This window comes from Thalassococcus halodurans (assembly GCF_900108225.1).
Lineage (GTDB): Bacteria > Pseudomonadota > Alphaproteobacteria > Rhodobacterales > Rhodobacteraceae > Thalassococcus > Thalassococcus halodurans.
In genome coordinates this window covers 477080-489426 of sequence record NZ_FNUZ01000002.1, presented here as the reverse complement: position 1 = coordinate 489426, position 12347 = coordinate 477080, and the positions used below count along the sequence as shown (strand labels likewise).

Below are 12347 nucleotides of genomic sequence, written 5' to 3'. Positions count from 1 at the left end.
GGGCGGTTTCCGCAGCGGAGCCGCTTGTCGTTTTGAATAGGCTGTGTCACCGCTTTGCCAAAATAGAAGGAGACGCGAAATGATGAAGCCTACCTTGATGCGTCCGTACGGCATGCCGCAGTCTGCCTCGACGGCAGTTGTCACCCCATTGATGCCTTCGGTCGTCTACGCCAGCGACACGCCTGATCAACTGGATGACCAATACGAGGGACGCGCTCAGGGCTATACATATGCCCGTGAAGGCCACCCGAATGCGGATATCGTCGCCAAAGGTGTTGCAGCGCTGGAAGGCTGTGAAACCGGTTTGACGCTGGGCTCTGGCATGGCGGCGGTGGCGGCCGTGTTGATGGGTCTTTGCAAGGCCGGCGATCATGTTTTGGGGGGCGATCAACTGTATGGTCGGTCCTTACGTCTGATGAAAGAAGATCTGCCGCGCCTCGGGATCACGACATCTCTAGTCGACCCAACCGATGCTGCAGCGTTCGAGGCCGCGATCAAGCCGGAGACGCGGCTGGCATTGGTCGAGGTGGTTTCGAACCCGACATTGCGGATCGCAGACATCCACGCGATTGCCGAGATTTGCCAACGCAGGGGTGTTCTTCTTGTGGTTGATAACACATTCACCACACCAGCGGCCTTTAAACCGTTTGAACACGGCGCGGACATCGTCCTGCACTCTGTGACGAAACTGCTGGCAGGGCATGCAGATGTGACGCTTGGCTGGGTTGCTGCGAAAGACCCGGAAATCCAGAAGATCATTTACACCTTTGCAGTTACGACAGGCATGACCCCCAGTCCGTTTGACTGCTGGCTTGCGGAACGCGGGTTGGCGACATTTGATCTCCGGTTTGAACGCACTCAGGAAACCGCACGAAAGCTGGCCGATTTTCTTGCGGACCAGGATGTTGTGACGCGCGTTTTGTATCCGACCCGCGATGATCATCCTGATCGCGCGCGGGCGCAGGCCGTGCTGCAGGGGATGGGCGGCAATATGGTCAGTTTTGAACTGAAAGGCGGACGTTCTTCGGCCAACGCCTTTACCACAGCGGCCAACGGCGTGGCCTTTGCCCCCACGCTGGGGGACATCGGTACCACGCTTTCGCATCCTGCATCGTCGTCGCATCGCGCCCTGACACCCGAAGGCCGCGCAGCCTTGGGAATTTCCGAAGGATTTTTCCGGGTCTCTGTCGGGCTTGAAAAACCAGATGATCTGATCGGCACATTCCAAGCCGGTCTGAACGCGGTCCGAGCCGGCCTATGAACGAACAGGCGGTCGTAGATGCTGTCCCTTTGCCCGCTTTGATCATTCAAAGCGATGAACGGATCAGTCACGCCAACACCGAAGCCTGCAGGCTTCTGGGTGAGGCCATTTTACGCCGCCATTTCATCACCGGACTTCGTCAGCCTCAATTGCTCGATACAATCGAGGCGACGATCCGCGACCGCTCGGAACGGCAAACGCGGTATCTGACCAATGACGGCGCTCAGGACACGGCGTTCCGTGTTTATGTACGGCCTTTGGATACGTCGGTTCTGGTGACCTTCGTTGATGAGACATCGCTGGAACAAGCAGGCCAGATGCGGCGTGATTTTGTGGCCAATGTCAGCCACGAATTGAAAACCCCGCTGACCGCGTTGATAGGCTTTATCGAAACGCTCAAAGGGCCCGCCAAAAACGATGAAGGCGCGCGGGACCGGTTTCTTTCAATCATGGAAACCGAGGCCAGCCGGATGAACAGGCTGGTCAGCGATCTGCTGTCACTCAGCCGTGTCGAGGCCGAAGAGCGTGTCAGGCCGACAACGCCCGTTGATCTGACTGGGCTGGTGAAATCCACCATTCATTCGTTGTCTACATTGGCCGAAGATGCTGATGTTCAGATCCTGAGCGATCTACCGGACGAGCCCGCGATCATTGCGGGCGACGAAGACCAACTTCGTCAGGTTCTGGTCAATCTGATCGAGAACGCGATCAAATACAGCGGAGCAGGGACCACGGTGACTGTTTCCGTCGGGCCGGTTTCCTATGAAACGCGCCTGAAGGGCGACGGAATACGTCTGTCTGTGAAGGATAGTGGAGCGGGAATTGATCCTGTGCACTTGCCGCGACTGACAGAACGCTTCTATCGCGTCGATTCACATCGGAGCCGCGAAAAGGGTGGAACAGGGCTGGGTTTGGCCATCGTCAAACACATCGTGAACCGCCATCGCGGGCGAATCCGTATCGAGTCGGCCCGTGGCGCGGGCACAGAGGTTACAATTCTTCTTCCTGTGTGACAGATCGCACGATTTTTTACGGCGCCGACTGAAATTTAAGACGTTGTTTTAAAACGACTTCATCAAATTCTCAGCCACTGTCATAAACCTGTTACGTAAGTGTCACAAAAGCGTTGTTACACGACACTAGGCATCCCCTCAGACAGCCTGATGAGGGGCCGTCATAGAATGACATTGATATCGGAGTGGAGTAATCCATGACCAAGTTTCTGACCGTATCCGCTTTGGCACTGGCCGTAGCATCGCCGGCCTTCGCGCAATCCCGTGACAACGTACAGGTAGCCGGTTCTTCGACCGTTCTGCCTTATGCATCGATTGTTGCCGAAGCATTCGGTGAAAACTTTGACTTCCCGACACCGGTTGTTGAATCCGGTGGTTCCTCGGCTGGCCTGAAGCGCTTCTGCCAAGGCGTTGGTGAAGAGCACACAGACGTTGCAAACGCATCGCGCAAAATCCGCGACAAAGAAATCAAGGCATGTGCCGAAAACGGTGTGACCGACATTATCGAAGTTCGCATCGGTTATGACGGCATCGTATTCGCATCCCAGCTGGACGGCCCCGCTTACAACGCGTTTACACCGTCCGACATCTTTAACGCTCTGGCACCCAAAGTTGTTGTAGACGGTGCGCTGGTCGACAACCCCTATACAAAGTGGTCCGACTTCAACGCCGATCTGCCGGCTGAAGAAATCCTTGCGTTCATTCCGGGCACCAAGCACGGCACACGCGAAGTGTTCGAAGAAAAAGTTGTAGCAGCTGGCTGTGAAGCAACTGGCGCAATGGAAGCAATGATCGCTGGCGGCATGTCCGAGGATGACGCAGAAGATGCGTGCCTTGAGGTTCGCACTGACGGTCGTTCGGTCGACATCGACGGTGACTACACAGAAACACTGGCATCCATCGACGCAAACGCGAACGCAATCGGCGTCTTCGGTCTCGCGTTCTACGAAAACAACACAGACAAGCTGAAAGTGGCGACTATGTCTGGCGTTGTACCGTCGACAGAATCGATTGCTTCGGGTGAATATCCGGTATCCCGCCCGCTGTACTTCTACGTGAAGAAAGCGCACATCGGCGTGATCCCTGGCCTGAAAGAATACGCAGAATTCTTCGTCGCCGACGAAATCGCAGGCCCCGATGGCCCGCTTGCCGAATACGGTCTGGTATCCGACCCCGAGCTGGCAGACACACAAGCTCTGGTTTCTGAAGAAAAGACTATGGGCGCGGACATGTAATTCGGCTAGTAGTCGGTTACAGGGGCGGCGTATTCTGCCGCCCCTTACCTTTTAGGACCTTTAACAAAACTTACTGGGGGCCCTATGCCAGTTCTCTGGGTTATCGCCATCGTCTTGGTGATCGCGGCGATCGGATTTTTTCTTGGACGGGCGTGGGCCTTGAAGAGTGCGAATGGCGATCAACGCCGATTGCATTCTTTGAAAGGTTATTACGGCTATAACGTAGCGCTGAAGACCGTTGTTCCGGCCTTTCTGATGATGGCGTTCTGGTTGCTGATCCAGCCATTCTACATCAATTCGGAAGTGTCCAAGCTGATCCCCGAAGCCGAGATTGCCGAAGGGTCTAACCTCGGGCTTGTACTGGCCGAGGTGCGCCGTACCGCAGACGGTATCGGCAACGCCGTTGATGCCGGCGTGATGGACCAAAAGCTTGCGACCGATCCGGCGGCTGATGTTGAGGTTATCACGCAAAAGCTGAAGGACGCGGGACAGATCGTGACGTCGGATGTCACGCCGTCCGTTCTGGTCGCGGCCCAGAAACATCGCGCTTTGTCGAATGCAGGCCGCTTCGCCATGTCCGTTGCGGTCATTGCACTGGCGATTGCAGGGGCTGTTTGGGGATTGCGTGAAACCAATGCGGAATTCCGTGCACGGAATGTGGTGGAAAAAGGCATTCGCGTTCTTCTGATTTCGGCAGCATCCATCGCAATCCTGACCACTGTCGGCATCGTTCTTTCTCTGATCTTCAACACGCTTGAATTCTTCCGCCTGTATCCTGCACTGGATTTCTTCACCCTTCTGGAATGGGCCCCGAGCTTTTCCGGCCGTGGCGGCGCATCCAGCCTTGGCATACTTCCGCTGCTGTGGGGGACGCTGTACATCTCGCTCGTCGCGCTTTTGTTCGCCGTGCCGATCGGTCTGTTCGCGGCGATCTACCTGTCCGAGTATGCAGGCGCGAAAACCCGCGCGACAGTAAAGCCGCTGCTGGAAATCCTCGCGGGTATTCCGACCATCGTTTACGGTCTTTTTGCTTTGCTCACAGTTGGTCCGATGCTGTTGACGGTGTTTGGACCTGACGGCACAGGCTGGATGGGTGGCGGACGCGCGGTCATGACCGCCGGTCTGACCATGGGCATCATGCTGATCCCCTTTGTCAGCTCGCTGTCCGACGACATCATCAACGCCGTTCCACAATCCATGCGCGACGGATCGTACGGGCTTGGCGCGACACGGTCCGAGACGATCAAGCAGGTCATCCTGCCTGCGGCTTTGCCCGGCATTGTTGGCGCGGTCCTTCTGGCGGCGTCCCGTGCAATTGGTGAAACCATGATCGTGGTTCTCGGGGCAGGGGCCGCGGCCCGCCTGTCGTTGAACCCGTTCGAGGCGATGACCACTGTGACGGCAAAGATCGTCAGCCAGCTGACCGGCGACAGTGACTTTGCCTCGCCCGAGGCGCTTGTGGCCTTCGCCCTTGGCATGAGCCTTTTCGTCATCACGCTGGGCCTGAACTTTCTGGCCCTCTACATCGTGCGTACATATCGGGAGCAGTACGAATGACCGACGCGACAGCAACCCCGACACCCACCAAGTCTTTGACCACCAGCGACGCGCATATGAAAAAGCGCAACGCGGCGGAAAAACGGTTCAAGGCCTATGGCATTGCAGCCATTGGCGCCGGTCTGTTTTTCCTTGTCGTGCTTCTGGCATCGATCCTGACCAACGGCCTGACTGCCTTCCAACAGACGTTTATCGAAGTGCCTGTGTATCTTGATCCCGCCAAGCTGGACAAAAAGGGCAACCGCGATCCGGAAGAAATGGCAAAGGTATCCACCTTTGGCTACGCTCCGCTTCTGCAAGACGGAATTTTTGCACAGGTCGAGCAAAAGGGCATCGAGACGCCCCTGGCCAAATCCAAAGACATGAAAGCGCTGATTTCAGCATCTGCTGCGGCCCAAGTGCGTGACCGCGTTCTGGCCAACCCAGATCTTGTCGGCCAAACTGTCAATGTTCGTTTTCTGGCCTCAAGCCGTGTGGATGGCTATCTGAAAGACCGCGTCACCCGTGAAAGCGTTGCACGCGACAAGAACATCGATGCGGAACATCTGGATCTCGTTGACGCGTTGCGCGCCGAAGGGATGGTCGAGAAACGGTTCAACTGGGACTTCATCACAGGTGCCGATGCTTCGGAAAGCCGCCCCGAACAGGCGGGCATCGGTGTGTCGATGATCGGATCGTTCTTTATGATGCTGGTCGTGTTGTTTCTGGCGCTGCCTATCGGCGTCGCGGCCTCGATCTATCTTGAGGAATTCGCGCCGCAGAACCGGTTTACCGATCTGATCGAGGTGAACATCTCGAACCTTGCCGCCGTGCCGTCCATCGTATTCGGTATTCTTGGTCTGGCCGTGTTCATCCAGTTCATGCACCTGCCGCAATCTGCGCCGATTGTGGGTGGTCTGGTTCTGACATTGATGACCTTGCCGACCATCATCATCTCGACCCGTGCCTCACTTAAATCCGTACCGCCTTCGATCCGTGATGCGGCGCTCGGTCTTGGAGCATCCAAAACGCAGTCGGTGTTCCACCACGTACTGCCTCTTGCAATGCCCGGCATCCTGACCGGCACGATCATCGGTCTGGCTCAGGCTCTGGGTGAAACGGCACCTCTGCTGTTGATCGGTATGGTTGGTTACATCGCCACCAACGTGCCCGACGGCATTGCGGCCGGCTTCCTTGATCCGAACTCGGCCATGCCTGCACAAATCTATGAGTGGGCAAAACGGGCCGACCCTGCCTATTATGAACGGGCTTGGGGCGGGATTATCATCCTTCTTCTGTTCCTCTTCGCGATGAACGCCATCGCAATCATCTTGCGCCGCCGGTTCGAGCGCCGCTGGTAAGGAGGAAACATCATGTACGACGCACCTTTTTCGGAGAAAAACGTGACTTCCAACGCAGTAAAAATCGCAGCAGATGGCGTCCAAGTCTACTATGGCGACACCCACGCGATCAAAGACGTATCCGTCAATATCAATGACAAGATGGTCACCGCCTTTATCGGTCCGTCGGGATGCGGCAAGTCCACATTTCTTCGTTGTTTGAACCGTATGAACGACACCATCGATATCTGCCGTGTCGAAGGCGATATTCGCATCGATGGCGAAGACATCTACGACAAACGGGTTGATCCGGTTCAGCTGCGTGCCAAGGTGGGCATGGTGTTCCAGAAGCCGAACCCGTTTCCCAAGTCGATCTATGACAACGTGGCTTATGGCCCGCGCATCCACGGGTTGGCCCGTAACAAGGCAGAGCTGGATGAAATCGTGGAAAAATCCCTGCGCCGTGGTGCGATCTGGGATGAGGTGAAGGATCGCCTTCATGCTCCGGGAACGGGCCTTTCTGGTGGTCAGCAGCAGCGTTTGTGCATTGCACGCGCAGTCGCGACCGAGCCCGAGGTTCTTTTGATGGACGAACCGTGCTCTGCGCTTGACCCGATTGCGACCAGTCAGGTCGAAGAACTGATCGACGAATTGCGCCGCGACTATTCCGTTGTGATCGTCACACACTCCATGCAGCAGGCCGCGCGTGTCAGCCAGAAAACGGCGTTCTTCCACCTCGGCAATCTGGTCGAGTTTGACGACACCGACAAGATTTTCACCAACCCGCAGGACCCGCGGACCGAAAGCTATATCACAGGCCGGATCGGATAATTTCATGAGCGATTTGAACCAACACATCGTCACGTCCTACGAACGCGAACTGGAAGGCATCCAAGCCCAGATCATGAAGATGGGTGGGATGGTCGAGGCATCGATCCGCGATGGCGCCCGCAGCCTTGAAACACGCGATGAAGAGCTGGCCGAACAGGTCCGTAAAGGCGATAAGGCGATTGACGCGCTGGAAGAACAGATCAGCGCCGAAGCAGCCCGTGTGATCGCCCTGCGCGCGCCTGCGGCCAGCGACCTTCGCGTTGTCCTGTCGGTCATGCGGATGTCCGCGAACCTTGAGCGTATCGGCGATCTGTCGAAGAACATGGCCAAGCGCACAAGCGTTTTGGCCCAGTTGCAGCCCATCGAAAGCTCGGCCACGTCTCTGCGTCGTATGGCGCGTGAGGTCGAACTGATGCTGAAGGACGCATTGGATGCCTATGTCCGCCGCGACGCAGAGCTTGCCCTTGACGTCATCGAACGCGACCGTGACGTGGATGATATGTACAACACTCTGTTCCGCGAATTCCTGACCTTCATGCTGGAAGATCCGCGCAACATCACCGCCTGTATGCACCTGCATTTCATAGCGAAAAACATCGAACGGATGGGCGATCACGTTACATCCATCGCGGAACAGGTCGTTTTCCTAGTGACCGGTAAAAAGCCGGAAGAGCCGCGCCCCAAGGCCGATCTGACTTCATCCGACACCGCTTTCAGCCCGGAAGCAGGTAAGGACTAATCGAAATGTCTGTTGATCAACCCACGGTTCTGATCGTCGAAGATGAAGCCGCCCAAAGGGAAGTGCTTAGCTACAACCTGGAAGCCGAAGGGTTTCGCGTTGCGAAAGCCGAAGATGGCGAAGAAGCCCTGCTTCTTGTCGAAGAGGAAAACCCAGACATCATCGTTCTTGATTGGATGCTTCCGTCGGTTTCAGGGATCGAGGTTTGTCGCCAGTTGAAGACGCGGGCTGACACGCGATCCGTTCCAGTGATCATGCTGTCTGCGCGCTCGGAAGAGGTAGACCGCGTCCGTGGATTGGAAACGGGCGCTGATGACTACGTTGTAAAGCCTTATTCCGTCGTCGAACTGATGGCGCGCGTAAAGGCACAGTTGCGCCGGTCTCGCCCGTCTTCCGCAGGAGTACGTCTGGAGTTTGACGACATCGTTCTGGATTCCGAAACCCACCGCGTCACCCGTGGGGATAGGTCGCTTAAACTCGGGCCCACTGAATTCCGCCTGCTGACAACTTTCATGGAAAAGCCAGGCCGCGTCTGGAGCCGTGAACAGCTTCTGGATCGGGTCTGGGGGCGCGATATCTATGTCGACACTCGCACAGTTGACGTTCATATCGGACGCCTGCGGAAAGCTCTGGGGTCTCCGGATGTTTTGCGCACCGTGCGCGGCGCCGGCTACGCGCTGGGGTAAACCCCGTTATGTAAATGCAAAACAAAGCCTTTGCTGCACTGCGGCAAAGGCTATATCTTTTGTTGAAGTATACAAAAGGTTGCAGGCATCATGGTGAAACGGATCAATATGGCCCTTCAGGGCGGCGGTGCTCATGGGGCCTTTACCTGGGGCGTTCTGGATCGATTTCTGGATGAAGAAGACATCGAAATTGCCGCAATTTCAGGTACTTCAGCTGGTGCATTAAACGGAGCAGCCTTCAAAGCCGGCTGGCATAACGACGGGCGTGAAGGCGCGCGCGCTATGCTTGATTGGCTTTGGGCGGAAGTGGGCGGCATTGCCGATCTTGGGTTGCCGGAATGGATGAACGCCTTCCTGCCGCATCCGTCCTTCACATCAATGGCCTTAGATTATTCGCCCATTTTGGCAATGGGCGATGCATTCACGCGGACCATGTCACCTTACGGCTGGGGTGCATTCTATAACAATCCGCTAAGGAAGATCGTCGAACGCTTTGATTTTGATAAGGTTTGTCGCACAGACGGACCCTGTTTGTTTGTGGGGGCGACGTCTGTGCGTGACGGCAAGGTCCGCATTTTCACACGCGAAAAGATCACGACCGATGCGATCCTTGCGTCGGCTTGCCTACCGACCTTGTTCCAGGCGGTCGAGACCGAGGATCCCGTTACAGGCGAGATCGAAGCGTTCTGGGATGGTGGATACTCCGGCAACCCGGCGCTTTTCCCATTGTTTGACAAAGGCCTGCCAGACGATGTGGTGATCGTAAACATCAATCCTGTCATCCGCGATGAATTGCCCAAGACCCCGCAGGAAATTCAGAATCGCATCAATGAAATCAGTTTTAACTCGGCCTTGCTGAAGGAACTTCGCGCGATTGAGTTTGTTCAGCGTCTGATCGCCGACGGCAAAATTCAGGAAGGCACCATGAAAAACGTTCTGGTTCATATGGTGGCTGATGATGATCTGATGACCGGTCTGTCCGTGTCGACCAAGCTGGTGCCGATTGCAGGCCTGATCGGGCAGTTAAAGGATGCAGGGCGTCACGCTGCAGACGCGTTTCTAGCCGCGCACAAAGACAACCTGAACAACGTTCAAACGGTTGATTTGAAAAAGATGTTCAGCTGATCATCAAGACGCGATTTTCTGCGCGATCTCTTCGGGGATTTTTTCGTTCGGATACACAAGGCCCGCCGAAATCACCAGCTTGGCGGCGTCTTCAAGGCTCATATCCAGTTCGATCACATCTTCTTTCGGGAAGAACAGCAAAAAGCCCGAGGTCGGGTTGGGCGTGGTCGGAATAAAGACCGAAATCATCCCGCCCATGTTCGGAACCTTGCGCGCCACTTCACCCTTGGCGTCGGTTGAAATAAAGCCGATCGCCCAAATACCCTTGCGTGGGTATTCGATCAGGCAGGCCTTTTCAAAACTGCGGTCCGATTGCACAAATACCGTTTCAGCAATCTGTTTCACGCCGGAATAAACCGAACGCACAATCGGCATCCGCAACACAAGGCTTTCGCCCCAGCGGATCAACGAGCGTCCGATCAGACCTTTTGCGATCCAACCAATCGTGATGGTGAACAGCAAAAGGAAAATCACGCCAATGCCGCGCAGGTTGATCCCTATATATTCTTCAGGGTTCAGGCGGGCAGGGACGAGGGGCACCACAAAGGCATCGATCCAGCCAATCACAGTCCACACCAGCCAGATTGTCAGGCCCACGGGCGCGATGACAACGATACCAGTCAGAAAAGACGCCCGAAGCTTGGACAGCATACCGGGTTTCTTGGGTTCTGGATCAAATGGCGTGTTCATAAAGCTGCACTAATATCTGGGTTGCTGACGTTAAGTTAGGATGGCTCGATTTGAACTACAATGCGCGCCACCCCGCAAATAACCGAAATCAGGCGAGTTTGGTCATTTCCTTTGCGATTTCTGTCGCAAGCCGTGCGTTATTCAGTACCAGAGCGATGTTAGAGGCCAAAGAACGCCCCTCAGTCAGTTCGAATATCCGCTGAAGAAGGAAGGGCGTAACGGATTTGCCTGCAATCCCTTGCGCCGTCGCCTCTGCCATTGCGGTTTCGATAATCGGCAGGATGACGTCACGGGGGATTTCATTGGCCTCAGGAATTGGATTTGTGACCAACTGACCGCCCGAAAGCCCAAGAGCCGTGCGCATCAATTGCGCTTTGGCGATCTCAGCGGCAGTGTCCAGACGCAAGGGCGCAGACAGGCCCGAACTTCTGGACCAGAAGGCAGGGATTTCATCCTGTCCTACGGTAATCACCGGAACGCCCAGTGTTTCCAGAACCTCGAATGTTTTCGGCAAATCCAGAATTGCCTTGGCACCAGCCGCCACAACCGTCACCGGCGTTTGCGCCAGTTCTTGTAAGTCAGCCGAGATATCAAAGCTGTCTTCGGCACCTTGATGAACGCCACCGATGCCGCCCGTTGCAAAGACAGATATGCCTGCCAGATGTGCAGCAATCATCGTCGCGGCAACCGTCGTTGCGCCAGTTCCACCTTGGGCCATGCACACGGCGATATCCGCGCGGCTCAGCTTGGCGACGTTTTTGGCCTGCGCCAGTTTGGTCAGCTGATCATCATCCAGTCCGACGTGAAGGGAGCCATCCAAAACAGCGATTGTCGCAGGCACAGCGCCGCCTTCACGCACGGTTCGTTCAACTTGCTGAGCGACCTCAAGGTTCTGCGGCCAAGGCATGCCGTGGGTAATGATCGTGGATTCAAGCGCCACAATCGGCTGGCCTGCGTCACGCGCGGCGGCCACGTCTTTGGAAAAGGTGATGTCGATCATGATGGGGTATCTCCGGACACGAACTTTGCGGCGGCATCCAGCGCTTGGGCCAAGGCAGAGGTTCTGTCAGCATCGTTAAACTCGGCAGCGATATGCGCCGCCATGAAAGTGTCGCCAGCACCGGTCACGCGTGTGACCAGAACTTCTGGTGGGGGCAGCGTGATCAGACCATCGGGATGCGCATCTGTCGTTGCCTCACCGCCATTGGTGACCAACGCCCGCGCCGCGCCTTTGCTCAGCAAGGCCTGACCAGCCTCTTCCGACGTGGAAAAGCGTGTGTGGCACAGAATGCCAGCCTCTTCGAGGTTGACGTATAGCGTGCCGCGGCCACTGCGCAGGAAGGGAAGCAGGCGCTCGGCCTTGCCCGGCGAAGCGGGCGCAATCCGAAGGTCAGCCGATTGGAAAGCGGGATCATTGGCAATATCATCCAACAACCGCTCTGTCAGATTGCCATCCAGCGCAATCAGCCCGCTATAAGGCGCATCCGCCTTACCCAGTCGCCCGTCATACAAAGCCTGCAGGATCTTTGCCCCGGCTTTTTCCAACGAATGGGCATCGGCGATGGCGGCGATCAAACCGTTGGCACCTTCCACCGCCATATAGCAGTCGGTCGGCAAATCATCAGAGCGATACACATGATCCGTGATCAACCCCATATGGTGGCATTCGCTGATCAGTTCTTCACCTTCGGCATCGCGCCCGACTGCGGATAACAAAGCGGGTGTCAATCCAAAGCGCACTAGTGTCATCGCGATGTTCAGCGCAACACCGCCCGGAATGCGGATGATCCGTCCCGGCACGTCGGCGCCTTTGGCCATATGACTGGGCGAACGCCCGATGACGTCCCACAGCACCGAACCGATGCACAGGATATTCGAATCTTTTGTCATG

12 protein-coding genes are annotated in these 12347 nt (G+C 56.2%); 9 read left to right on the top strand and 3 right to left on the bottom strand.

Annotated features, from left to right (window positions below):
* The first annotated feature begins 82 nt into the window (after positions 1-82).
* The 9 genes from C4S59_RS07430 (at position 83) to C4S59_RS07390 (ending at position 9766) form a co-directional block, all read left to right on the top strand.
* A complete protein-coding gene (locus C4S59_RS07430) occupies positions 83-1261 on the top strand; it encodes a trans-sulfuration enzyme family protein (protein ID WP_234994732.1) in 1179 nt (392 codons plus the stop codon).
* Positions 1258-2274, top strand: a complete 1017-nt coding sequence (locus tag C4S59_RS07425) for a sensor histidine kinase (protein ID WP_103909833.1) — start codon at positions 1258-1260, stop codon at positions 2272-2274. The genes C4S59_RS07430 and C4S59_RS07425 overlap by 4 nt, the downstream gene beginning before the upstream one ends.
* A gap of 197 nt (positions 2275-2471) precedes the next feature.
* On the top strand, positions 2472-3509 hold the full coding sequence (locus C4S59_RS07420) for a substrate-binding domain-containing protein (protein ID WP_103909832.1): 1038 nt from the start codon (positions 2472-2474) through the stop codon (positions 3507-3509).
* Between the two features lie 84 nt (positions 3510-3593).
* Positions 3594-5066 carry a phosphate ABC transporter permease subunit PstC gene (gene pstC, locus C4S59_RS07415; RefSeq protein ID WP_103909831.1) on the top strand — a complete coding sequence of 491 codons (1473 nt, stop codon included), beginning with the start codon at positions 3594-3596 and terminating at the stop codon, positions 5064-5066.
* Positions 5063-6406: a phosphate ABC transporter permease PstA gene (gene pstA, locus C4S59_RS07410; RefSeq protein WP_103909830.1), complete on the top strand. Its 1344-nt coding sequence runs from the start codon at positions 5063-5065 to the stop codon at positions 6404-6406. Before pstC ends, pstA begins: the two co-directional genes overlap by 4 nt.
* Before the next feature lie 12 nt (positions 6407-6418).
* Positions 6419-7216 carry a phosphate ABC transporter ATP-binding protein PstB gene (pstB, locus tag C4S59_RS07405; protein WP_103909829.1) on the top strand — a complete coding sequence of 266 codons (798 nt, stop codon included), beginning with the start codon at positions 6419-6421 and terminating at the stop codon, positions 7214-7216.
* A gap of 4 nt (positions 7217-7220) precedes the next feature.
* Positions 7221-7955, top strand: a complete 735-nt coding sequence (phoU, locus tag C4S59_RS07400; RefSeq protein ID WP_103909828.1) for a phosphate signaling complex protein PhoU — start codon at positions 7221-7223, stop codon at positions 7953-7955.
* A 5-nt stretch (positions 7956-7960) separates the two neighbouring features.
* A complete protein-coding gene (phoB, locus tag C4S59_RS07395) occupies positions 7961-8641 on the top strand; it encodes a phosphate regulon transcriptional regulator PhoB (RefSeq protein WP_103909827.1) in 681 nt (226 codons plus the stop codon).
* 90 nt (positions 8642-8731) lie between these two features.
* Complete coding sequence (locus C4S59_RS07390; protein WP_103909826.1) at positions 8732-9766, top strand: patatin-like phospholipase family protein; 1035 nt, start codon at positions 8732-8734, stop codon at positions 9764-9766.
* A gap of 3 nt (positions 9767-9769) precedes the next feature.
* Here C4S59_RS07390 and C4S59_RS07385 read toward each other — a convergent pair whose 3' ends face one another.
* The 3 genes from C4S59_RS07385 to C4S59_RS07375 all read right to left on the bottom strand — a co-directional run bounded on the left by C4S59_RS07385 (position 9770) and on the right by C4S59_RS07375 (position 12346).
* The gene (locus C4S59_RS07385; RefSeq protein ID WP_103909825.1) at positions 9770-10456 is read right to left on the bottom strand and encodes a DUF502 domain-containing protein; all 687 of its coding nucleotides are present in this window, start codon (positions 10454-10456) and stop codon (positions 9770-9772) included.
* Between the two features lie 88 nt (positions 10457-10544).
* Positions 10545-11456 carry a pseudouridine-5'-phosphate glycosidase gene (locus C4S59_RS07380; protein ID WP_103909824.1) on the bottom strand — a complete coding sequence of 304 codons (912 nt, stop codon included), beginning with the start codon at positions 11454-11456 and terminating at the stop codon, positions 10545-10547.
* Positions 11453-12346, bottom strand: coding sequence for a PfkB family carbohydrate kinase (locus C4S59_RS07375; RefSeq protein WP_103909823.1), 894 nt, complete (start codon positions 12344-12346; stop codon positions 11453-11455). The genes C4S59_RS07380 and C4S59_RS07375 overlap by 4 nt, the downstream gene beginning before the upstream one ends.
* Position 12347 lies beyond the last annotated feature (1 nt).